Annotated in this window: 24 protein-coding genes; 14 read left to right on the forward strand and 10 right to left on the reverse strand. The window is 41.9% G+C overall.

Going from position 1 to position 23,542, the window contains the following annotated elements:
- The first annotated feature begins 346 nt into the window (after positions 1-346).
- From dapA to purC, 3 genes are all read left to right on the forward strand, one after another.
- Positions 347-1,252 carry a 4-hydroxy-tetrahydrodipicolinate synthase gene (dapA, locus tag JMW39_RS07645; protein WP_201545344.1) on the forward strand — a complete coding sequence of 302 codons (906 nt, stop codon included), beginning with the start codon at positions 347-349 and terminating at the stop codon, positions 1,250-1,252.
- 147 nt (positions 1,253-1,399) lie between these two features.
- The gene (locus JMW39_RS07650; protein WP_227679456.1) at positions 1,400-1,720 is read left to right on the forward strand and encodes a hypothetical protein; all 321 of its coding nucleotides are present in this window, start codon (positions 1,400-1,402) and stop codon (positions 1,718-1,720) included.
- Positions 1,721-1,855: 135 nt separating this feature from the next.
- Positions 1,856-2,569, forward strand: a complete 714-nt coding sequence (purC, locus tag JMW39_RS07655; RefSeq protein WP_201545346.1) for a phosphoribosylaminoimidazolesuccinocarboxamide synthase — start codon at positions 1,856-1,858, stop codon at positions 2,567-2,569.
- A 92-nt stretch (positions 2,570-2,661) separates the two neighbouring features.
- Here purC and JMW39_RS07660 read toward each other — a convergent pair whose 3' ends face one another.
- On the reverse strand, positions 2,662-3,162 hold the full coding sequence (locus tag JMW39_RS07660; RefSeq protein WP_201545348.1) for a hypothetical protein: 501 nt from the start codon (positions 3,160-3,162) through the stop codon (positions 2,662-2,664).
- 225 nt (positions 3,163-3,387) lie between these two features.
- Between JMW39_RS07660 and JMW39_RS07665 the strand changes: the two genes are divergently transcribed.
- The gene (locus tag JMW39_RS07665) at positions 3,388-4,035 is read left to right on the forward strand and encodes a DNA-3-methyladenine glycosylase (RefSeq protein ID WP_201545350.1); all 648 of its coding nucleotides are present in this window, start codon (positions 3,388-3,390) and stop codon (positions 4,033-4,035) included.
- A gap of 52 nt (positions 4,036-4,087) precedes the next feature.
- On the forward strand, positions 4,088-4,399 hold the full coding sequence (locus tag JMW39_RS07670) for an NGG1p interacting factor NIF3 (protein WP_201545352.1): 312 nt from the start codon (positions 4,088-4,090) through the stop codon (positions 4,397-4,399).
- A gap of 9 nt (positions 4,400-4,408) precedes the next feature.
- Here JMW39_RS07670 and JMW39_RS07675 read toward each other — a convergent pair whose 3' ends face one another.
- The 4 genes from JMW39_RS07675 to JMW39_RS07690 all read right to left on the reverse strand — a co-directional run bounded on the left by JMW39_RS07675 (position 4,409) and on the right by JMW39_RS07690 (position 7,576).
- Positions 4,409-4,780: a hypothetical protein gene (locus tag JMW39_RS07675; RefSeq protein WP_201545354.1), complete on the reverse strand. Its 372-nt coding sequence runs from the start codon at positions 4,778-4,780 to the stop codon at positions 4,409-4,411.
- A 307-nt stretch (positions 4,781-5,087) separates the two neighbouring features.
- Positions 5,088-5,426 (reverse strand): hypothetical protein, encoded by a 339-nt coding sequence (locus JMW39_RS07680; protein WP_201545356.1) that lies wholly within the window; start codon positions 5,424-5,426, stop codon positions 5,088-5,090.
- A gap of 259 nt (positions 5,427-5,685) precedes the next feature.
- Entirely contained in the window at positions 5,686-6,360 is a 675-nt protein-coding gene (locus JMW39_RS07685; protein WP_201545358.1) for a hypothetical protein, read from the reverse strand.
- Between the two features lie 1,012 nt (positions 6,361-7,372).
- The gene (locus tag JMW39_RS07690; protein WP_201545367.1) at positions 7,373-7,576 is read right to left on the reverse strand and encodes a CsbD family protein; all 204 of its coding nucleotides are present in this window, start codon (positions 7,574-7,576) and stop codon (positions 7,373-7,375) included.
- Between the two features lie 509 nt (positions 7,577-8,085).
- On the opposite strand from JMW39_RS07690, the gene JMW39_RS07695 reads away from it, so the two are divergent.
- Together JMW39_RS07695 and JMW39_RS07700 are read left to right on the forward strand one after the other, a co-directional pair.
- Positions 8,086-8,775, forward strand: a complete 690-nt coding sequence (locus JMW39_RS07695) for a TetR/AcrR family transcriptional regulator (protein WP_201545369.1) — start codon at positions 8,086-8,088, stop codon at positions 8,773-8,775.
- Positions 8,776-9,007: 232 nt separating this feature from the next.
- Positions 9,008-11,218, forward strand: a complete 2,211-nt coding sequence (locus tag JMW39_RS07700; protein ID WP_201545371.1) for a molybdopterin oxidoreductase family protein — start codon at positions 9,008-9,010, stop codon at positions 11,216-11,218.
- A 49-nt stretch (positions 11,219-11,267) separates the two neighbouring features.
- Here the strand turns inward: JMW39_RS07700 and JMW39_RS07705 are convergent, their stop codons facing one another.
- A complete protein-coding gene (locus JMW39_RS07705; protein WP_201545373.1) occupies positions 11,268-12,605 on the reverse strand; it encodes a D-amino acid dehydrogenase in 1,338 nt (445 codons plus the stop codon).
- A gap of 74 nt (positions 12,606-12,679) precedes the next feature.
- Positions 12,680-13,420, reverse strand: a complete 741-nt coding sequence (locus JMW39_RS07710; protein WP_201545375.1) for a YgfZ/GcvT domain-containing protein — start codon at positions 13,418-13,420, stop codon at positions 12,680-12,682.
- A gap of 325 nt (positions 13,421-13,745) precedes the next feature.
- On the opposite strand from JMW39_RS07710, the gene JMW39_RS07715 reads away from it, so the two are divergent.
- Together JMW39_RS07715 and hemL are read left to right on the forward strand one after the other, a co-directional pair.
- Positions 13,746-14,099 carry a zinc ribbon domain-containing protein YjdM gene (locus JMW39_RS07715; protein WP_320157915.1) on the forward strand — a complete coding sequence of 118 codons (354 nt, stop codon included), beginning with the start codon at positions 13,746-13,748 and terminating at the stop codon, positions 14,097-14,099.
- 46 nt (positions 14,100-14,145) lie between these two features.
- The gene (gene hemL, locus JMW39_RS07720; RefSeq protein ID WP_201545377.1) at positions 14,146-15,447 is read left to right on the forward strand and encodes a glutamate-1-semialdehyde 2,1-aminomutase; all 1,302 of its coding nucleotides are present in this window, start codon (positions 14,146-14,148) and stop codon (positions 15,445-15,447) included.
- Positions 15,448-15,605: 158 nt separating this feature from the next.
- On the opposite strand, the gene JMW39_RS07725 is transcribed toward hemL, so the two are convergent.
- The gene (locus JMW39_RS07725) at positions 15,606-16,010 is read right to left on the reverse strand and encodes a DUF962 domain-containing protein (protein ID WP_201545379.1); all 405 of its coding nucleotides are present in this window, start codon (positions 16,008-16,010) and stop codon (positions 15,606-15,608) included.
- Positions 16,011-16,541: 531 nt separating this feature from the next.
- On the opposite strand from JMW39_RS07725, the gene ppx reads away from it, so the two are divergent.
- From ppx to JMW39_RS07750, 5 genes are all read left to right on the forward strand, one after another.
- Entirely contained in the window at positions 16,542-18,077 is a 1,536-nt protein-coding gene (gene ppx, locus JMW39_RS07730; protein WP_201545381.1) for an exopolyphosphatase, read from the forward strand.
- Between the two features lie 266 nt (positions 18,078-18,343).
- On the forward strand, positions 18,344-19,147 hold the full coding sequence (locus JMW39_RS07735; protein ID WP_201545384.1) for an acetyl-CoA carboxylase carboxyltransferase subunit alpha: 804 nt from the start codon (positions 18,344-18,346) through the stop codon (positions 19,145-19,147).
- A 182-nt stretch (positions 19,148-19,329) separates the two neighbouring features.
- Complete coding sequence (tilS, locus tag JMW39_RS07740) at positions 19,330-20,904, forward strand: tRNA lysidine(34) synthetase TilS (RefSeq protein WP_201545387.1); 1,575 nt, start codon at positions 19,330-19,332, stop codon at positions 20,902-20,904.
- Positions 20,905-21,071: 167 nt separating this feature from the next.
- Positions 21,072-21,905, forward strand: coding sequence for a pyrroline-5-carboxylate reductase (gene proC, locus JMW39_RS07745; RefSeq protein ID WP_201545388.1), 834 nt, complete (start codon positions 21,072-21,074; stop codon positions 21,903-21,905).
- A gap of 150 nt (positions 21,906-22,055) precedes the next feature.
- Complete coding sequence (locus JMW39_RS07750; RefSeq protein WP_201545390.1) at positions 22,056-22,625, forward strand: YggT family protein; 570 nt, start codon at positions 22,056-22,058, stop codon at positions 22,623-22,625.
- A 94-nt stretch (positions 22,626-22,719) separates the two neighbouring features.
- Here JMW39_RS07750 and JMW39_RS07755 read toward each other — a convergent pair whose 3' ends face one another.
- Both JMW39_RS07755 and JMW39_RS13400 read right to left on the reverse strand, forming a co-directional pair.
- Entirely contained in the window at positions 22,720-23,169 is a 450-nt protein-coding gene (locus tag JMW39_RS07755) for an IS3 family transposase (RefSeq protein WP_413786223.1), read from the reverse strand.
- Positions 23,170-23,223: 54 nt separating this feature from the next.
- Positions 23,224-23,505, reverse strand: a complete 282-nt coding sequence (locus tag JMW39_RS13400) for an IS3 family transposase (protein WP_201545392.1) — start codon at positions 23,503-23,505, stop codon at positions 23,224-23,226.
- Positions 23,506-23,542: the final 37 nt, after the last annotated feature.

A 23,542-nucleotide genomic window follows, 5' to 3' on the forward strand; every position in this document is an offset into this window, starting at 1 on the left:
AACTGTTTAGTTTTTCGGCTAGATTGTAAGGTTAAATAAAGTAGCGTTTATGATAGCAATCGATGGGCGATTTTTTGCTGTATAAAGGAATTATGGGTTAATTGATTGATAGCGATGAAGCCAAAATATGCTACACTAACAGGCGTTTTTATGGCTTACTATCATCAGATTGATAGTAAGCAAAAATAGCGTTTAAGACGTTATGATAATTAATAAAGACTAACATCAAGCAAGGTATTGCCCTTTACGTTATTTTTATTAAACGTTAAGCTTTTAGGCACACTTGCACACGACTTATCATGTGATAGCTTTAACAAAAGCTAGGATAATACAGTAAGGCACGGTTATGAGCACAGCATACGACGAGATTAAAACCCGACTACAAGGCTCAATGGTAGCCTTGGTAACGCCCATGCATCCTGACGGCACGGTCGATTATAAACGTCTGGCAGACCTCATAGATTGGCAGATTGAACAGGGCACGCATTGTTTGGTCGCGGTCGGCACCACTGGCGAGTCAGCGACTTTGTCAATGCAAGAGCACAGCGATGTGATTCGCTATTTTGTCCAGCATGTCAAAGGTCGCGTGCCTGTGATTGCAGGTACTGGCGCCAATAATACGATGGAAGCCATTAAGCTGACTCAAGATGCGGCGGATGCGGGTGCAGACTGTGCGCTATTGGTTGCCCCTTATTATAATAAGCCGCCACAAGAAGGCTTGTTTCAGCATTATAAAGCCATCGCTGAAGCGGTAAAAATACCGCAAATGCTTTACAACGTACCGGGTCGTACCGTTGTTGATATCGCTCAAGAAACGGTTGAACGCCTCGCTGATATTGATAATATTGTCGCTATTAAAGACGCCACAGGTTCTACGATTCGTGGCGAGCAACTCATCAAAGCGGTCGGTGACAGAATGGTGGTGCTATCTGGTGATGATGGTAGCGCCCTTGAATTGATGAAACTGGGTGGTAGAGGCAACATCTCAGTAACTGCTAATGTTGCTCCAAAAGCCATGAGCGAAACCTTTAGTGCTGCCCTGCGTGGTGATTTTGACGCCGCTCATAAAGTCCATGATGTGGTAAAGCACTTACACCGTGACTTATTTATCGAATCAAGTCCTATCCCTGCCAAATATGCGCTACATAAAATGGGCATGATAGACATAGGTATTCGTCTGCCATTGGTATGGTTGGCTGAAAAGCACCATGCAACGATTGATGAAGCCTTGATTCGTGCAAACTTACTTTAGATTTTTATAAATTTAATAAAAATGCTGTTTATAGCCGCCATATAGGTTTTCGGCTATTAGGTAAAAATATTTAGACATGGTAAAGCTATAAGCGCATTGCCTATATACGCACCAAATAAGCAATAACTGCTAACTCAGAGAGATAATATGATGACAGTATCATCAAGCCCTGCAAAGATATTTCCAACGCTCATGATTGTAGTTTTGGGCAGTACGTTGGTATTAAGTGGTTGCCAAGCGACAAAAGGCGTTTTTGGTAAGCGCGATAACGGTAGTCTTGAATATCAGCAAAGCAAAAAACTGGCGCCATTAGAGTTGCCAGCGGCGCAAGAGACAGCGCCATTTGTGCCGTTATATCCAACGCCTAATGCAGGTGCAAATACCTTAAAGTTAGAGAATGAGTCGGGTAAGCAATATCAATTACCTAAACCTCAGCGTGCTGTTGCGGTCACCCAAGTATCAGAATAAATATTTTTTTATCCCTATCTGTACCGCTGGTTTTGTATTATGGTCAAATATATTTTATTCATAACTTAATACAAAGCGCTTAGCGGTCACTGCGCGTTTTTACCACATAAGCTTGAACGAACAGGAACTCTCCTCATGCAAAAGCAACAACTGCTGTATAAAGGCAAAGCCAAATCTGTTTATGAAACAGAAGACAATGATCTGCTGGTTTTACACTTCCGTGATGATACCTCAGCGCTTGATGGCAAGCGTATCGAACAGCTCGCCCGTAAAGGTGTGGTGAACAACCGCTTTAATGCCTTTATCATGCAAAAGCTGGCTGACGCTGGTATCGAAACCCATTTTGAAAAGCAATTGTCAGACGACGAAGTACTGGTTAAGCGCTTAGAGATGATTCCGGTTGAATGTGTGGTACGTAATTTTGCCGCAGGCAGTTTGGTACGTCGTCTAGGTTTAGAGGAAGGGCAAGCATTGACGCCGCCTACCTATGAGCTGTTCTACAAAGACGACGCGCTTGGTGATCCGATGGTCAATGAATCAATCTCTATCTCTCTTGATTGGGCTAACGAAGAACAATTGGCGAAAATGAAAGAGTTAAGCCATCAAGTAAATGAAGTATTAACAAAGCTGTTTGATGCAGGTGATTTGATACTGGTAGATTTTAAACTTGAGTTCGGCGTATTCCATGACCGTATCGTCTTAGGTGATGAGTTCTCGCCTGATGGTTGCCGTATCTGGGATAAAGCTACCAAGAAAAAGCTCGATAAAGACCGTTTCCGTCAGTCATTGGGTGATGTGATTGAAGGGTATGAAGAAGTGGCAAAACGTATTGGTGTACCATTAAGCTAGACATATCTAATACATAAAAAAACTGAGCCTCGAGCTCAGTTTTTTTATGTAAATGTTTATGTTAGAAGCCATTTATGTTATTGATAGTTATACTACTTATCTTTACGCGCTTCTTTAATTTTTTTCGCTGCCAGCTCCATTGCATCCGCAGCTTTATCAGCTAATGAGCCAACCACTTCTTTAGCTTTAGTCGTCGCAGTGTCTTTTAAAGAGGATTCTTTGTCGTCTTTAGACTTAGAGTCATCATCTTTACTGTTTTTATCTTTTTTATCAGAGGCGTCTTTGTCTTTACTATTTTCTTTGTTAGATGATTTACTGTCTTTATTACTATCTTTATCTGACGTTTTATCATCTTTGCTGTTATTAGTATTGTCATTACTAGATGATTTTTCGTCTTTGCTATCTTTACTTTGTGACTGATTATTCTGCTTATCGTTTTTGCTATTATCGTCTGTTTTAGCGTTATTAGTTTTTGAATCGCTAGTAGCATTAGTGTCATTATCTTTTACTGCTGCGTTTTGATCCGAGTCCTTTTCATTCTTATTTCTATCGTTATTGTGCTGCTTGTTGTTATTCGCATTAGAGTTACTCATTGTTATATCCTTTTGATTATGCATTTTAGTATTTTAATATTGGATGTTTTTAATATTGAATAGCCAGATTTAAGCTTACTATTAGAATGAGTTAACTGTCTGTATAGCATCAGTTGCAATAGGTAATAGCGTCTATCGCTCGACATCGTTAGATAGACTTTTATGTTAACTTTATATACTGCATATAAAGATGTCGTTATAAATAAAATAAAAAGGTCATCATTGATGTTAACGCCTAAACTACCCGAGCGCCCATCCACCATTTTAGAACCAGTATGGTTTAGCCGTCCAACTTGCGTGGTCGCGGCTGATTTAATTGGCAAAATTTTATGCCGACAGCTAACTGATAGCGACGGTAAGCAAAAAACTCTGCGCATGCGTATCTCAGAAACCGAAGCTTATATTGGCGAAGGTGATGCCGCCTGCCATGCTCATGCCGGTACTCGAACTGCTCGTACTGAGGTTATGTATAGCCAAGGCGGGGTGTTTTATGTCTATTTGACCTATGGTATCCATCATATGCTCAATTTGGTGAGCGGAACAGCAGAGTCGCCAGAAGCGGTATTGATACGAGCAGGATTTTTAACAGACGATAGCGAGCGTTTAATTGATGAGCAGTTACTTAGCGCAGATAAGCAGCTTAACCATTCCAAGCAGTTTGCCGGCCCTGGTAAGTTGACAAAACATTTGCGAATCGACCGTGAGTTATATGGCAAACCCATTTCGCCTGCCTCAGGACTTTGGATTGAAGATGATGGCTGTCAGCCACCAATATCACTGCGTCCTCGGATTGGGATCGATTATGCGGGCGCAGCAAAAGATTGGTTATTGCGCTATATTTGGACCGACCATCCTTCGTTATCCAAAAGATAGCAAATTTATAGCTGATAACAGTTTTTATAAATAGGCTTGATAGGATTAATTTATGTATAAACTGACCGTTTTTATTCCAGATGCAGCGTTAGAGCAGGTAAAGAGCGCTTTATTTGCGGCAGGTGCAGGAACGATTGGTAACTATGAACAGTGCTGCTGGCAAGTGCAGGGCAGCGGTCAGTTTTTGCCACTGGCAGGCAGTCAGCCAAATATTGGGGTGCATGATAAACTTGAAACTGTTGATGAATGGCGGGTAGAGATGGTAGTTGCTATTGCTTATATTAAAGAGGTTGTCGAGGCGTTAAAGCAGGCGCATCCTTATGAAACGCCCGCCTATGATGTTATCGAAGTACTAGACTTTTAAGACCAATTATCAGTTTTCTTTGATTTTAATCACGTTGTAACTTGGATAGCCAAGCTCAATTTTATAATCTTTACCCCCGCGTGTAGCTTTTACTTTTATTTTGCTGTCGCCTTTTTTATATCTGACGTCTTTGACCCGATAACCCATATTACTGACTTGATTGGCAGCGCGTTGTTCGATAGCAGGCTGATAAAGCTCTTTATCAATAGACTTGATGGTCTTCTTATGTTTTTTATAAACTTTAGTGTCTTTATAAACGTCTTCGTAAAGGTCGCCGTATGCATTATAGCCAGGTGCGGTGATACAGCCAGTCGTTATGGTCAGTAACGCTGCAATGACGCTGTTCGCAGCGATGGTCTTTAAGAAAGTATGTTTTTTCATAATATTTTCTTATGATGTTAAAAGCATCAGCAACTATGCCATACAAAATCGCGCTATAAAAAATGGTCAAATAAACCAAGGGCTGGCGTATTTGACCATAGGCATCAAGTAATCAACGATGCCGAAAATCTTATCTATACGTACTAAAAGGGAATTTAAGCAAATATTAAGTACGAGCAATTTTCATTAAGCCTAAGATAACTAAATAAAGTGTGATGTGAGTAGAAATTACAACCATAGCTACTGTCTACACGCATAGTCGATAAACTGCAGCTCTCTTTTTTATGAGTTATTAAAGGCTGTCGATTTACTTATAGCGATAATGGTTATTATTGTAGCGACCATTATTGTTGTAACGGCCATTATCTTTTTTATGTTTAGCTTTTTTATTCTTGTGATGATCGTTTTTATTCTTATGCTTACCTTTTTTAGTATCATGGTGAGCATTATTAGTTTTATAGCCGCCATTATTATAACGACCATTATTGTTATACTTACCATTGCCCTGATGCTGACCGTTTGGGTAATAAACTCTTTGACCATCATGACTTGGCGTGACGGTACAACCAACGGTGGTGCCGAACAAAGCAATCACAATACCAGCAGAAAAAGCGGTTTTTAAAGTTGAGAAGCTTAATATCTTCATAATAAATATTCCTACTATCTTATTAATAATTTGGCGATTACTGGTGTTTGATTACTGATCTTAATGTTGCATGACCACAATAGCGTTGCATAAGAAAAGCTAGCGCATAGAAATGCTAAATCAACCTAAAACTGGACTGTTTAAAGATTAATTATCCCAAACTAGCTTATCTGACTAAAGGCATCAATTTACCAGTGACGCAAAAATCCCATTCAGATGCTATGTAAATAACTATGGGCAAAGATTTTTTTGTTAAGGATTAATCTTTCTCAACCTTAATCACATTCAAGTTTGGATAGCCAAGTAAAATCTCATATTCTTGCGAGCCACGTTTCGCTTCAATTTCAAACACGCCGCGCCCGTTCTTTTCTTCGAACTCGATATCTTTAACTTGGTAACCCATTGATCTTACCTTGTTGACCGCACCTTGCTTAATCGCTGGATAACGCGATTCTCTCTTAATGCTGCCTTCAGTATTATTTTTATAACGCTTATCGTTTTTATATTTGCCATTATTCTTGTACTTATCTTTTTTATAATCGTCTTTGTCGTAACGGTCTTTATCGTATCTGTCATCTTGCCAAATGTTAGAAGAGGCTGTTTTGTTTGAGCTAATGAGTCTTAAATCAGGATAGGTGTATTTTAACTCATAGGTTTGATTGTTCTTTCTAGCAATAGCGGTGATGGCTCGATTGCCACGATAGTTATCAGAGCGGATGTCCATGACTTGATAGCCTTGGCGGCTCAGGTTATTGCGTAAAGTTTGACTCACATGCTTATAGTCAGCATTACCGTAATCGCTGTTGCCGCCATATATTGGGTAGTCTTCGTAACCTGGACCGACAACGGCACAACCGGCTACTGTCCCTAACATAGTCAGCGCCAAACCAGCAGATATTGCTATTTTAAATGAGAAAGCAGGTAGAATTTTCACGATAAAATCTCCTTTGGTATAGCGTATCTGAGTAAAGGACTGTTGTTGATGAGATTTGAATTTTTAATAGTGATTGGTATAAAGGGTTAAATATTTTATAAAGGATTATTAAGTGATGATTATTAATAATCGATATTTGTTTTTTAATCTTGAAATATTTTCTTACATACACATAGTAAGACTTAAAAATCATTAATACATGTCTTTGGTGTTAAGAAGTTGTAAATTTTGCAAATATTTGCGTAAGCATTCGGCGCTTTAGGTGACTAAGCTGTTGCTAAGCTTATTAAACATCGCTAACTCTTTTTGCGTTTAAATAAATACTACAGTGATTTAGAAGTCATTCATTTTCAATAATAAGAGCTTTATCAATGACTTATTTAATCATGGCTGTTTTGACAAGAGACCATGTAAGCATATGCTTACACGCAATGACGCTTACGCGACTTAACAGGTGCCTCATAATTTGACACTATACACACACGGCATGAGGGAATGTGACTCAAGGATTGAGTTGACCGTATTAAGGATAATAGTTCAATCGCTAGCATCAGGATGATAATAGCAATTGGAATAAGGACACATGACCCGTGCTGCAGGCAGATAATGCCAGTAGTAGTCAGAAAGAATGGGCAGGATACCCAGCTATCACAATATACTCGATAACCTGCAAGGACGCAGCGATTAGAGTGGTGATGGATAACAAGGATAGTTAACAATAAAACCGCATAACAATTAATTGCTATGCGGTTTTATCGTGTCTGGGTGTTAAGTATTTTCTATAACGCATTCCTCAGCAAATATCTCTCATAATATTTATCAAGAATGCTCGATAGCAAAAATGCCAGTTGTCAAAAACAATAAATATCTACTACTGCTATTGTCGATATGATTAATTAGGTATGAATAGTAAATAAAAAAAGGCCACATTGGAATCAATGCGGCCTTTTGTTTAATTAATAACTTATAAAGATGTATGTTTATAACAAGACTTTATAAGAAAAATTATTCATTAATATTTGTTTTCAGTACGCCATGCGTCGACTTCGCGCTCAGCGTCGTCTTTACTATGACCATAACGCTCTTGGACTTTGCCAACTAGCTTGTCACGGCTACCTTCGATATGTAGTAAGTCATCATCAGTAAGATCAGCCCATTTTTGTTTAACGGTACCTTTCATCTGTTTCCACTCGCCTTTTAGCGTATGTTCGTTCATCTTGATATTCCTTATTCTAGTTATTGCGTCTTTGGATGTCTGTTATTTAAAAATTTAACTCGACAAGTTATATGACGCTTTGGTATTAAATTATTATTTATGATTCTTATTGCTTGTTCAGTACTATTTTTAAGTACTCTACAACTAGCCAGTGGCTAACTTGTGATACCAATATATGAATTCCAGCGGCGCTTGTCTGTATGGGCAGTGTTCGTAGTGTTGCTCAAGTATGATAAAAGTCGCCACTATGTTATGGGCAACATAGTTGTGTAATAGAGAGGGCAGTTTGTCAGTGTAACAGGTAAAGAATGATGATGAATAATCCGCTATTTAGGTATTTAAATATAGACTTATCTTTTAAATAACTATAGCCTTATAGTTGAAATAACAGTACTTTTATGAGCTTTATCAAACGTATGTCTTATGAAACATAGGCTTTATTAAATATAGATATTAATGAACATGAGCACTGTTAAACACAAGCATTGTTAAACATAGGCAGATTGATAATGAGCTTACTTAATACCGTCAATGCTACAAAAACGGAAACAAAGCGTGAGTTGGCAAAAGCGAAAACCCGTCAAGCATTGTTAAGAAGTGCTTTGCAGCTTTATAGCGTGGAAGGCGTTTGCGGTATGAGCATGAACAAAATCGCAAAAGGTGCCGGTATTGCGCAGCCCAGTTTTTATAATCATTTTGCTAGTTTAGAGGGATTGCAAAATGAGTTGAGCACACAGCTTAAGCACAACTATTTATCACCGATGCGCATGGCGTGGATAGATATGCTTAAAGACTATGCAACGCTGCCTAAAGAGGCGTTTAATCAGCGCTGTCAGCATTGCTTGACGATGATTTTTGATGCCGCATTTCAAAATATTGCGTTATTCCAGCGTTTAATCGAAGACAGTTTGCGCTTTGACTTGCAAGCAGAAAATAAAGGCTTGGAGAGTCTGATTACAGAAATACGCGACGAATGGAGCAAGATATTTATACAAGGATTACAGTCAGCCAAATGCTCTTTTGATGAGTCTGACGTTAATCTCTGTGTCGATATCGCGACCGCACAAGTTCATGAGTTGATATTGGGCTGTCATCAAGAGCGTTATTCACGGCAGCAGGCCATTGAGATATTGTGCAAAAACTTTGATGGACTTTTTAATAGTTTTTTCGCCAAAAACAAGCGCAGAGTAGATGGCTAGTTATTCAGCCTATTAATGTCTAACTCTGACTAATTCTTAATATTGTTAAAGCTAGAAAGTTTATTAAACTCATAAAACGGAATTTATATAGTGAAAGCAATATAGTCGATTCAATTTAAAAGTAGTACAAGGCAACCGAGTGTAGATGTATATCTAATACTTCAAGCGAGGTTAACGCAGTAATATTTTTATAATGGAATGACTATAATAAAAAATAACAGGGAGCGCGACCATGGCCAGTGAAAAGATTCACACGGATGAACAAATACATTTTAGAACCTGCAATCTATGCGAAGCAATGTGCGGTATTGAGATAAAGCACGATGGAGCAAAGGTATTGTCGATTAAAGGCGATAAAAACGATCCATTTTCTAAAGGTTATATTTGTCCAAAAGCGACTGCTTTGCAAGACTTGCATGAAGACCCTGACCGTCTGCGTCATCCCGTTGAGAGAACAGCTAACGGCTGGAAAAAGATTAGCTGGCCTGAGGCGCTCGATAAAGTAGCCGAGGGTATTCAGTCAGTACAGAAAAAACACGGTCAAAATGCTTTCGGTATTTATCTTGGTAATCCCAATGTCCATAATTTAGGCGGCATGCTGACGATTAAACATCTATTAAGCAGTATCAAGACGCGCAGTCGTTTTTCTGCGACCTCAGTCGATCAATTACCGCATCATATTGTTAGCATGCACCTGTTTGGGCATATGCTACGTATCCCTGTGCCTGACATTAATCGAACTCACTATATGCTCATCATTGGCGGCAATCCGTTGGCGTCTAATGGCAGTATTATGACCGCACCAAACATGCGCCAAAAGTTAAAAGATATCAAAGCCCGTGATGGCAAAGTAGTAGTGATTGATCCAAGGCGTACCGAAACGGCAGACATTGCCAGCAAGCATCATTTTATTCGTCCAGCAACGGATGTTTTATTTTTGCTCGCTATGCTCAATGAAATCTATGCTCAAGGTTACGCGGACAAGGCACAGGCTCATAATAGAGCCGCAGCACTGACGCCAGAGCTTGCGCGCTTAGCAGATTTTGCCAAAGACTATAGCGCAGAGTCAGTTGCTGATATTACTGGTATTGCGGCAGATGAGATTAAACGACTGGTCAAAGAATTTTGCGAAGCTAAAAGCGCCGTCTGTTACGGGCGCATGGGCGTATCGGTGCAAGAGTTTGGGTTACTGAGTCAATATCTGATTATGGTGATTAATATTATCACCGGACGTTTAGATGAAGTGGGTGGTCTGATGTTCCCTAATCCTGCGGTAGATGTGGTCAATAACTCTGGCCCAGGTTATTTAGGTAAACGTCATAGCCGAGTGAGTAACTTGCCTGATTTTAACGGCGATTATCCAGTGGTAGCGATGGGTGATGAAATGTTGGTAGAAGGTGAGGGTCAAATAAAAGGCTTTATGACGGTGGCTGGCAATCCTGTCCTAAGCACGCCGAATGGTGAAAAGTTGGATAAAGCCTTTGCCAACTTGGACTTTATGGTCGCGATTGATTATTTCGTTACAGAAACCAGTCGTCATGCCAATATTATCTTGCCGCCGGTATCGCCGCTAGAACGTGACCATTATGATGTTACCTTTAATAATTTCGCCGTTCATAATGTGGCTAAATATTCAAAAGCATTGTTTGCTAAGAAAAAAAATGCCAAACACGACTGGCAAATCTACTTAGAGTTAGCAAAACGTCTGGATAAAAAAGCGCCGCTTGCGACCAAAATTGAGCGCCGATTGGTTAAGACCTTAGGACCAAAATTTTTGCTTGATCAAGGATTAAGACGTGGACCTTATGCTGGCATGACGCTAAATAAACTAAAGAATAATCCGCATGGGTTTGATTTAGGGACGCTCAAAAGAATGCTACCGCAGGCACTAAAGCATAAAAATAAGAAAATTCATCTTAATGTTGATTTTTATCAAGCAGATTTAGAGCGCGTACAGGCTATGATGCAGGACTATGATCACAAACAGATTTTACTCATCGGTCGTCGTCATGTACGCAGTAATAACTCGTGGCTGCATAATAGCTATCGGTTGGTAAAAGGCAAACCGCGCTGCACGCTTATGCTGCATCCTGAAACTGCCAAAGAATACGGTATCGAAGATGGTCAAAATGTAAAAGTTACCTCGCGCGTTGGTAGTGTAATGATAGTTGCAGAAGTCACGAACGAGCTGATGCCAAGAGTGGTAAGTATTCCTCACGGCTGGGGACACGGCCGTAAAGGCGTGAAACAAAAGATTGCGCAAGCGCATGCCGGCGTCAGTGTTAATGACTTGACGGACGATACCTTAATTGACCAGTTAAGTGGCAATGCGGCAGTCAATGGCGTACCTGTACAATTGGAAGCAATCGAGCCAAAAGTGGTTGATTTGAAGACCATTGATTCTGACGTTGATGCTAATATTAAATCAGGAAGCGCTGCATAGAACAGCTCTAGAATAAAAGTCTTTAACGTAAATAAGAAAGGCGCTTATATCAGCGTCTTTTTTGCATTGCTTCACCAACAAAATCAAAATCGACTGGCGGTGTCTCACCTTGTATTAGTAAACTAAGAGCCTTTGCGGAGCCGCAAGCATGGGTCCAGCCAAGTGTGCCATGACCAGTATTTAGCCATAAATTATCGAAGCTAGCGTCTATATTGTGACTACCATGCCAGACTTGACCCCTATGCGCGCGTCCTATTAACGGCACATTTGATGGGGTCATCGGTCGCAGTCCTGTCCAATATTGGACAGAATTAGCAATAATGCCTTTGGGAAATAATTGCTGCACACGGCGAGTAATGGCTTCACAACGTATGTTATTTAAATCCAAATTGTAGCCGTTAAATTCTGCCGTGCCAGCCACGCGTAATTTGTCACCGAGGCGTGAGGTGACCAATTTGAACTCATCATCGATGAGACTGACGAAGGGTGCCAGATGCGGCGCGCGGGGATTGATTTGATAAGTAGCCGAGTAGCCTTTAGCGGGAAAGATAGGCAGATGCATATTCAGTGGCTTCATCAGCGCTACGCTATAACTGCCAAGCGCTAGTACATGGCTATCCGCACTAAAAGTCTGCGCGTTTTCACCCTTGGGTCGAATAGTAATACTATGGATATGCGGGCTAGTAGAGTCGGTGTCCGCATTTAACGCCAAAATCTCGGTATCATATAAGAACTGCACGCCAACTTCGACGCAGCGCTCGGCTAAGCGCTGGGTAAATAAATGGGCATTACCTGATTCATCACGACTGGTATAAGTTGCGCCTTTGAGCTTATGGGCAATAGGGTAGAGCGCGGGCTCGAGGCTGACGGCATTATTGATATCAATAATATGGCGCTCACAGCCTAACTCTTGCATGCGCTTAGTTGGTGCAATGGCGGCATCAAACTCAGCTTGGTTGGTATAAAAATGCATGATGCCGCGCGTTTGCTGCTCATAATCAATACCGATATCAGCACGCAGCTGTTGTAGTGTATTTCGTGAATATAAACCTAAGCGTACCATTTGTACCAAATTGGCATTGGCTCGTTCTGCGCGGCATTCTTTTAAAAAATGCATCGCCCACTTAAGCTGCGCCTTATCAGCACGCAAGCGATATAGCAGCGGCGCATCCTCGCGAAACAGCCATTTAAGGGCTTTCATTGGGGCAGCAGGATTTGCCCAAGGCGTTGCATGCGAGACAGATATTTGCCCACCATTGGCAAATGAGGTTTGCATACCTGCGTCTGACTCACGTTCAATGACGGTTACATCGTAGCCTGCTTGGCGAAGATACCATGCGGTGGTCACGCCCACCACACCCGCTCCGAGTACCGCAATATGACTCATAAATTGCTCTGCTGGGTTCTTAGTAAAAGTGCTTTAAATAGTGCTTACTGTTTCTTGTTATTGATTACTTCGCATTATTTTTGGCGGGCGACATCCGCTTGCAGTGCTGGCGGTAAGTCTAATATCGTAAGCTCGCTATCCGCTATATGTTCTGGACGGGCGACGACCAATGCCTTAAAGCCACTCTCATCTGCAATCGCATTGACCACTTGGATTTTATCGAGCTTGTCACCTGCTGCTGGTACGTCGCCTGTCCCGCTAACATAATTTAAAAAGGCTTTTGGCGCCGCTTTAAAATAAATACGGGCAATGACTTCTTGACCAAGGTAGCAGCCTTTATCGTAATCCATACCGCCGCGCTGATGCAGCCGTAGCTCTTGCGGCTGAAACAGACCTTGTGTGGCAGCAACTATCCAATAGTTACCGATTGCGAGACTCGCTTGCATCCACGCTTGGGTGTCTGCTGGCGTGTTATGTTCCTGTTTATGGCTAAAGGTTGGCAACCCATCAACCACGCAAGGATAAATCGGCATTGGTGCACTAATGTCAAATTTTGAAAAGGCGCCAAACTTTTTTAAATGGGCTTGGAAAGCCTCAACGCAATCGGCACTGATAACCACATCATAATGTTTTTCGTCTTGTTTTTTTATCCATAGACCAAAATCAATGCGACCTTTTAAATTGCTAAGCGCCGTTGCTTGATAACTGAGTCCGAGCTTGGTGACATCAGAGGTCAATTGTCCTTGTAAGAATTTTTCCGCGTCTTCACCTTGAATGGTTAGCTGAGCAAATTGTGGCAGTGTTGATTGAGTCATTATTGTTGTCCTATTTATCAGTCGCTATAGCCTCAGATATTAGGGTTAATACTGAGTTATTAAAGTAGTTGTTAAAATAATGTTTGAGAAATGGTGTTTGAGGTTTTTTACCATCTAAAGGCAAATGGCTATCAAATCAAACTTGGTTAAAGCAGAGTACCATAAAAAACCATGTGATAAAAAACGCCTGTTTTAAGAGATAAACGAATGTATCCATTAATCACCGTACGGCGTTTACAATCTAAGCGATTGGTTAAAGCTGGCGAGTTACGGTACAATGTTAGCTGTAGAATACACCCAATTTATCACGGCTGACGAGGAAATTATGAGCTTACCCAATTGCCCAAAATGCGATGCTGAATATACGTACGAAGATGGTTCGTTACTGGTATGTCCCATGTGTGCTCATGAATGGACCGCGGCTGACACTGATGCGGCGCAAGCTGAAGAGCAAGATGCGGTCATCCGTGATGCGGTCGGTAATGAGCTGCAAGATGGTGATACCGTCACCGTGATCAAAGACTTAAAGGTCAAAGGCTCATCAACCATTATCAAAGTCGGCACCAGAGCAAAAGGTATCCGCCTACTGCCCGATGCGTCTGATGGTCATGATATCGACTGTAAACTCGATGGTTATGGACCAATGAAGCTGAAATCGTCGGTGGTTAAAAAAGCCTAATGTATTGTTAATAAAATAAGACCGAATGAATAAGTAGAGAATAATTATGAGTACTAAAAATGAACAACTTTTTGCGCAAGCACGTAAGCATATTCCTGGCGGCGTAAACTCACCGGTTCGCGCCTTTGCCGGTGTCGGTGGCACGCCTATTTTTATGCACCGTGCTAACGGCAGCAAAATCTATGACACCGAAGACAATGCTTATATCGATTATGTCGGCTCTTGGGGTCCGATGATTTTGGGTCATGCGCATCCAAAAGTCATTGATGCCGTTAAAAAAGCCGCTGATGATGGTTTGAGCTTTGGTACACCAACGCCGTTTGAAACCACTGTTGCCGATAAAATTTGCGAAATTGTCCCGAGCGTTGAGATGATTCGTATGACCAGCTCTGGTACAGAAGCGACCATGAGCGCGATTCGTTTAGCGCGCGGTTTTACGGAGCGTGACAAAATCGTCAAATTTGAAGGTTGCTACCATGGTCATTCAGACAGCCTACTGGTAAAAGCGGGCTCGGGTATGCTTGATATTGGTGAACCAACGTCAAAAGGCGTGCCAGCGGATTTTGCTAAGCATACGATTACCATTCCTTATAATGACCCACAGGCGATTAAAGATTGCTTTGAGAAATGGGGTAGTGAGATTGCTTGCGTGATTGTTGAACCAATCGCTGGCAACATGAATATGGTCATTCCGAGCCAAGAATTCCATGATACCTTGCGTGCAGAATGTACCGCCAATGGCGCGGTATTGATTTTTGATGAAGTAATGACCGGCTTTCGCGTCGGACTTGGCGGTGCACAAGCGCATTTTGGCATTGACCCTGATTTAACCTGCTTTGGTAAAATCATCGGTGCCGGTTTACCGGTTGGTGCTTTTGGTGGTAAAAAAGAAGTGATGTCTTGTATCGCGCCACTTGGCGGCGTCTATCAAGCGGGTACGTTATCAGGCAACCCATTGGCAATGCGTGCCGGTATCGCGATGTTTGAAGACTTAACCGTCGATGGTTTTTATGCTGAATTATCAGCGAAAGTAGATCAGCTCGTTGATGGCTTCCAAGCTGCAGCAGACAAACATGGGATTAATATGCGTACAAATAAATTGGGCGGTATGTTTGGTATGTTCTTTGTTAAAGACAAGGCAACAAACGTACCGCAGAATTTCGATGACGTCACCGAGTGCGATATGGACGTATTTAATACCTTCTTCCATGGCATGTTAGATCGCGGTATTTATTTGGCGCCATCGGCTTATGAAGCAGGCTTTATGTCAATTAAGCATAGTGATGCAGACATTGAAGCCTCCATTAAAGCCGCTGATGATATTTTTGCTGAAATGGCAAAAGCTTAGTTTAAGAACTGTTTCAAAACTGTTTAAACACTATTTAAATACGTTAAGAGTATTTGAATCTTAATAGTAAAGATAAAAAGCCAACATGATTCATCATGCTGGCTTTTTTTTGCTTATTAAATTGAGTTTATTGAATTGAATCTGTTAAATGATGCTTATTAGATTTTATCAAACTTACGGTCTTTTAAGCTGAGTCTGCCGCGTAGCACATCGCTATACATGCGAAAGTCGCTGGCAAAGCTCTGTAGAGGGAATTTAAAAGAAGCGGGTTTGTTCTTCTCAAAGAAAAAATGTCCAACCCACGCGCAGGCATATCCTGCGGCAATACCTTTCAGTAGTGGCTTTGCCGAGCGGTTTTTAACAGATTTTGCCAATCCCAAAAGACCAAAGCTACTACCGGCGAAATGCAAACGTCGACAAGCCATGTTTTGATGCTCATTTAAATAAAAATCGTAAAATTTTAGCTTAACTAAACGTTTTACGTAAATAAGATTGCCATGATTAGTTTTTTTCGTGTCAGTAGACAATTTTGTTTTTGCGGCTTGGGCGGTTGTCTGCTTCATAACTTTTGCTTCCTTGCAGGGTGTGATTGATTGAGCGTCATCATTCCGTGATGGACTTAACTGGTGAAAGCTAGTACTTATTGTATATATCGAATGGTATAGATAGAGCATTTATCGATATAAGTAAGTGCTTGTTCTTTCTTACAATATACTTATTATTTAACGCAATAGATTGTGTTTTTAATGTAGCAAAGCGCTGCTATGAAAACAAGCAGTAGAAGCTAACTTTAGCATTGTTATTTAATGACTGTTTAGCTAAGGTTTAATGCAGGTTGACTTAGTTTATCCAAGCGCTTACTTGCCTTGTTAATACTGTGTTTAGCGATGGTAGCCGCTTACTTGCCACTGTTTGGCATAAATGCTTTAATGACAAAACTGGCCGTGCTTAACTTGCTATGCTTGGCGGCGTTTGAATAGCACGGCGCTATAGTTTCGAGCAATGACAGTGATAGTTAAAAACACTTTCTTTGTTAAATAACTCAGCTCTTTTAATGATTTTCTCTTTTATCTGACACGGTAACGATCTCGCTTATGCCCAAAGACTACCTGAAAAACCCACCACTTGCAGATGATGAAATGATGGCAGCCATTGATATTGGTTCCAATAGTTTTCATCTAGCTATTGCGCGCCTCGACCATGGTGAGGTGCGAAAAGTGGTGTCTATGTCTGAAAAGGTGCAGCTCGCTGCCGGACTCGATGAGAATAATATTTTGGGCGCTGCTGCTGAAAAGCGCGGTCTTGAATGTTTAAGTCGCTTTGTCGCGCGTTTGGATTCGGTGCCGCCTGAGCGTATTCGTGTCGTCGCGACCAACGCCTTACGCCAAGCCAAAAACGCCAATGACTTTATCACCCGTGCCAACAAAATTTTGCCCAAACCGATTGAGATTATCGCCGGACGTGAAGAGGCGCGCTTGATTTATTTGGGCGTCTCGCACACTAATGCTAGTAGTGACAAACGCTTGGTCGTTGATATTGGTGGTGGTTCGACAGAGTTTATCATTGGGCAAGAGTTCGATCCGTTATTGACCGAAAGCTTACAGATGGGCTGTGTCGCTTTTACTCAAAAGTATTTTGCGGACGGCTTGATTACCAAAGAAGCTTTTAATAATGCTATCTCAGCTGCGCGTAAAGAAGTGCTGGCGATTAATGGCCGCTATCAAAAAGTGGGCTGGAGTAGTGTCGTTGGCTCGAGTGGCACGATTAAAGCGGTTCGCAACGTCCTTGTCTCAAAAGGCTGGGCGGATGAGCAAGAGCGTATTACCTATAAAGGCGTTAAAAAGTTAGAAAAATTATTGCTTAAAATTGGCAACGTTGATGATATAGACTTAGAAGGCGTCAAAGAGCACCGTAAAGCGGTCTTCCCAGCGGGCGTTGCGGTACTGCGTGCCATCATGAAGGTGTTGAGCATTGAAACCATGGTTTACTCAGATGGCGCGCTACGCGAAGGCGTCATGTACGATATGCTTGGCCGCTTTGCTAGCGAAGATGTGCGTGATCGCAGTGTTTTGGCGTTGATAAAGCGTTATTCTGGTGATAAAAAACAAGCCAAACAAGTGGTCAAAACCAGTCTTACTCTATTTGAGCAAGTCAAAGAAAAGCTTGCACTCACTAGTGAAGATAGCGATTTACTCAGACGGGCGGCGTCCTTACACGAAATAGGCTTGGCGATTGCGCATAGCGGCTATCATAAGCACAGTGCTTACTTGATTGAATATTCTGATATTCCCGGGTTTTCGCAAGTTGATCAAAAGCGGATGGCGCAATTGATGCTCAATCATCGTCGTAAGCTTAAAGCTGATATGTTAGAGCAGACCTGTACCATCGGTGGTGATTCGCTCGTTTATCTGTGTTTGCTGCTACGTCTAGCGGTACTCGCGCATCATAGCCGTAGTGAGTACGAGTTGCCAAAGCTAGCGTTAAAAGTAATTGATAATAATCGCTGGCAAATCACGCTTGGAGAGAGTAGTGAGCACTATGCTTTCCTATTATCAGATTTACATACTGAGGTTGAGCAATTCGCTAAATGGGGCGTGAAGCTAAGCGTCGTTGAGGCCGAATGTGGTTAAGGCATCAGCGCTGAGCGCTAACCATGATTCTTAATACTGATTCTTAATACTAAGCCGTTACTATTGTAATAATGGCGCTACAGATTAACGTAACAAAAGCGGCGTTGTGAGTAATGTCATGCGATTTAAGATGTGCTACTATAGCTTCTATTGAGTTTACAACTGTACTTTGATAATCGATTATCCAAAAGCTGATAACAGTATCAACTAACAGTGTCATTATTAAACATCACCACATTATATAGAATTACGAAAGGGAATCGTCTATGAGTACCGTCTGGGATAGCGTTCAGCTTGCACGGCATGCCAAACGTCCATTATTTATGGACTATGTGAATCAGCTGTTTACCGAATTTGATGAGTTGCATGGCGACCGTGCTTATGCAGATGATAAAGCTATCCTTGGCGGTCTTGCGCGCCTAGATGGTCAGCCTGTGATGGTGATTGGCCAGCATCGTGGTCGTAGTACGCGTGAGCGTATCGCCCATAATTTTGGCATGGCAAACCCCGAAGGCTATCGTAAGGTTATTCGTTTGGTGAAAATGGCTGAGCGTTTTAATATTCCGGTGATGACCTTTGTCGATACCCAAGGCGCTTACCCCGGTATCGGAGCTGAAGAGCGCGGCCAAGCGCAAGCCATCGCTGAAAGCATCGCTGTGTTTTCTAGCCTAAAAGTACCTATCATCGTCACCATTATCGGTGAAGGTGGCTCAGGCGGCGCATTGGCAATAGGCGTTGGCGATAAGGTAAATATGCTACAAAACAGTATTTACTCGGTTATCTCTCCTGAAGGCTGTGCGTCTATTTTATGGAAAACTGCTGAAAAAGCCCAAGATGCTAGTGAAGCATTGAAGTTGAATGCCATCAATCTCTATCAAATGGGCTTAATTGATGCGGTTATCGACGAAGGCGAGGGCGCACATATTCAGCCGCAGCCAGTGATTATAGCGCTAAAAGCATTAATCGTTGAGCAATTAGATGAGCTTAAAGACATGGATGCGCATGAGCGTTGCGAGCTGCGTTATGAGAAATTAAAATCTTTTAACTCAGAAGTGATGTTGCCTTGCTAAGATTTTATATTGCTAAGGTATTTAAACTTAGCTTTTAACGATATCGATTTACGCTTAATGTTAAAATAAAAACGTGTCATTTTATGGCACGTTTTTTTGTGCGGCTTCATTTATCCTAGCAAATCTGCATTGGCGTTAAAGTGGTTCGGCTGTTAATAAGTTAAAGATTAATAAGGTTAATAATGACGAATAGTGCAATCCTCCCATATGCTATTAAACCGATAGCCACATTGCCCGTCGATGCTGCTCTGGCAGAAGCATTATTAAGCAGTCTGGCTGAATATGGCGAACAGCTGCATGGACGGCGAGTTTGGCTAGCCTGTAGTGGTGGGCGTGATTCATTGGCACTGGCAGCACTTTGCGTACAGCTTTATCGCCAAGGTAAATTGCCATTTTTGCCGCAATTGCTGCATGTTAACCATGGTCTACAAGCAGATAGTGGCGCTTGGGCAGCGCATGTTGCCGATTGGTCAAAGGTACAAAAGATACCGTGTCGGATTTTACCCGCACAAGTAAATGGTCATGATGAGCAGGCAGCACGCCAAGCACGTTATGATGTGATGCGTGCGCAACTTAATCAAGATGATGTATTACTACTAGCGCATCATGCCGATGACCAAGCGGAAACCGTATTAATGCGCTTGATTCAAGGCGCTGGAGTAAATGGTTTATCAGGTATGCAGTCGTGGCGTGTACAGATGCAAGGCGCACATCGCATAGCGTTATGGCGACCTTGGCTAACGGTGAAACGCGCCGATATCAGCGCCTATGCACAGCTTATAAAGCTACCCTATATCGATGACCCAACCAATGAGGCTGGCGATAATGTGCGTAGTGGACTGCGCCGAGATATCATGCCGATATTGGCGACCTATAATCCAAACGTCATTGATAATATTGCTCGTAGCGCGCAGTTATTAAGCGATGCTCAATTAATTATCAATGCCCAAGCAGTCGAGGATTTGCAGCAGATAGAGGTTGCACTGTTACAACTTCAATATGCACAGCGCGTACTAAATATAGATAAACTACAAACCTTACCATCCTATCGTCAGCGACAATTATTGCACCATTGGCTCGGTCAAGATGAGCCATTGCCTCCTGCAAAGCAGCTCGTTGATGATGTTTTACGCCTAAGCCAACGTGATGATAATGATCACCAAACGGTGCTATTTTGGCAAGGTCGCAAGCAGTCGTATACTGTTCGCCGCTACCGTCAGCAGCTTTATCGTCTCAGCAGTGACTGGCTCAAATGGTTAGAGTTACCCTTTACCGAGCAGACGCAGACCTTATCTAGTCATACTGAGTCTAATCTTACTGTTATTCATACAACTGACAGTAAGTCCGTTTCCATGACCTTACGTAATGATAATAAATTTACTTGGCAATTGCAGATTATGCTAAATGAAGTAGCGCAACCATTAGGAATCTATAAAGATAAGGTTAAGTTCACCTTTGCGCCATTAGAGCGTCATCAGCGTGTGCAAACTGTACTGACGTCTCGTCCACAATCGGGCAAAAAGCTCTATCAAACCTTAGGTATTCCATCATGGATGCGTGAGAGTTTGGTGGTAGTTAGCGTAACTTTTATAAATGACAGAAATATTGGAAATGAGCGCCCGATAAACTGTCCTATTTTATTATTATCACCTTTCGAAAGCTGGGTGTTGGCTGCTGAACAGTCGAGTATTAATGTGAATGTAAAACAACTTGCCACCCTTATCAAAAGCCGGCTAACTATGCGTAAAACATGGTAAATAATAAATATGCGGCGTCCACTATAATGATTACTTAAACGGTAGCGCCATTACTGAGCCTTTGAATTTATCAAACGGCGCTAGTAGCAGTATGGTAAACTGAGTGTCATTTTACCTATCATTATGTTAGTTTGAATGCCTTTGCATTTTTTGAATAGGAGACAGCTATGTCAGTCTTAGATAATAAAAAAATCAGCTTTATCGGTGGCGGAAATATGGCGCAGGCTTTGATTAGCGGGCTAGTCAGCTGCGGCGTCAAACCGAGTCTGATTACTGTTGCGGATCCGAATAGCGAAGCGCGCGAGCAATTGGCTGCTAAAGGATTGAATACGGTTGATCCAACTGCCGATGCAAAAGCGGCGGTTATCGGTGCTGATATCGTGGTATTGGCAGTCAAACCACAAGTCATGAAAGCAGTGGTCAGTGGTTTTTCTGATGTTTTAGACAAGCAGCTGGTGATTTCAGTGGCAGCAGGATTATCGACTGCGCTGTTATCAAATATGCTTGGCGGATATAGCAACATCGTCCGTGCGATGCCAAATACGCCAGCGATGATTCAAATGGGCGCGACCGGTCTCTACGGTACGGACGATATTTCTGCCGAACAAAAGCAATTGGCAACCGCAGTGATGGAAGCATCAGGTTTGGTCATGTGGGTCGGTAATGAAGAACACATGCATGCGGTGACTGCCGTATCAGGCTCAGCGCCCGCTTATATGTTCTATTTCATTGAAGCGATGGTCGATGGGGCAGTGGCGTTAGGATTGGATAAAGAACAAGCGTCAGCACTGGCCATGCAAACCATGCTGGGTGCAGCAAAAATGGCGCTAGGTAGTGAAGACGCACCAAGCGAGCTACGTCGTAAAGTCACTTCACCAAACGGCACGACCCAAGCGGCCATTGAGTCCATGCAAGCCAATGACATCAGTCGTCAAATCAGTGAGGCCATGCAGGCTTGTTATGATCGTAGCCAAGCGTTAAGTGAAGAGATGAGTAAATAGCCTTTAATGGTTAGTGCTCTACTGATAGGGTATGTCAGATTCATGAGATGCCCTATTAATAATCATAAAAAATGTAAAGTCATAAAAATGCCTGATAATGACATTCGTCACCCTAAATCCCGTTAATAATGTCACATTGAGTAGCACTTCATGAACAACCTGTTATTGCAAATTTTTGATTTGGTCACCACCTTCGCCATGATGTTAGTATTTATCCGCTTTATGCTACAGTTTGCGGGAATGGATGCTAGTAATCCTATGATTGCCCCTGCTTATAAAGCAACGCATATCGTTGATGTGTTTGGGCGTATTTTCCCAACTGTTGGTCAAGGTCGTATTAGTATTGCCGCTATTGTGCTGATGTTTTTGATTCGCCTGATTGATATCGCAGGAAAAGCAGCATTAACCCATAAAGGTATTGCGCCTGTACCGCTATTCTTTACTGGTACTATCAGCTTAGTATTAGACTTTTTGCGTATGTGCCGTTATCTCGTTATCGGGTCTATCATTGTGAGCTGGATTGTGGTGTTTACCCAATCTCAGCATCCGATAATTGGTATCATTGTTAATTTAGCAGAGCCAATTTTAGCGCCGTTTCGCCGTATCACGCCAAACTTAGGCATGATTGACTTATCGCCAATGATTGCATTTTTTGCCTTTTATTTACTTGAGATATTTATAGGTGGATTGGCATCAAGCTTTATGCCGATGTTGGGCTAAGTTAAAGTTTGCTGAGTTGAAAAAATAACTACCTCTTAAAAGATTTAAAAAAAGGGTGCTCTTGAACTGACCCCCAAATATTGGACGGTTTAGTTTACCCCAAGGACTGAGTTCTGTATTGCACAGGACTCAGTCCTTTTAGTTTGATCTGAATACGCTCATTGTTGTAATAATGAATATACTCGTGAATCTGTTGTTCTAAATCCTCAATCGTTTGAGGTTTTTCAATATAAATCGTCTCACACTTCAGCGTACCGAAGAACCCTTCCATCAGTGCGTTATCTAAGCAATTGCCTTTTCTGCTCATACTTTGCTTAATACCATGCTGTTTAAGCACCACTCCAAACGGTCTCATTTGATAATGCCATTCTTGATCAGAATGTAGCATGAGTGTCTTATCACGACACACTTTCGTCTTTGCTAAAGCTCGCCCTAGCATATTACTCACTAAGTCATAAGTCGGGCGCTTTGAGAGTGTATAGCTGACAATCTCATTGTTATAACAATCAAGTATGGGCGACAAATACAGCTTATCGTCACCCACCTTAAACTCAGTAATATCGGTGAGCCAGCGCTTATTTGGTTTATCTGCATGAAACTAGCGCTTTAAATAGTTCTTCGCAATCTTGCCTTGTTGTCCTTTGTAAGATCGGTACTTCTGACGTCTTATCTTTGCGCTAAGCTTCATGTCATGCATAAGCTTAGCGATGAGCTTATAGTTTTGATAAACCCCTAACTGCTTTAGCGCCGCCGTGACTCTACGATAACCATACCTGCCTTTGTGCTTGTGGTATATCTGAGCAATATGATGTTTTAAGTCTGCATATTTGTCTTTAACATCAAACTGACACCTATGGTAGTAAAAGACACTCTTAGCCATCTTAGCGATGTTTAGCAAAGCAGATAAAGGGTGCTCT

Source organism: Psychrobacter immobilis (assembly GCF_904846175.1).
In the GTDB taxonomy this organism is placed as follows: domain Bacteria; phylum Pseudomonadota; class Gammaproteobacteria; order Pseudomonadales; family Moraxellaceae; genus Psychrobacter; species Psychrobacter immobilis_E.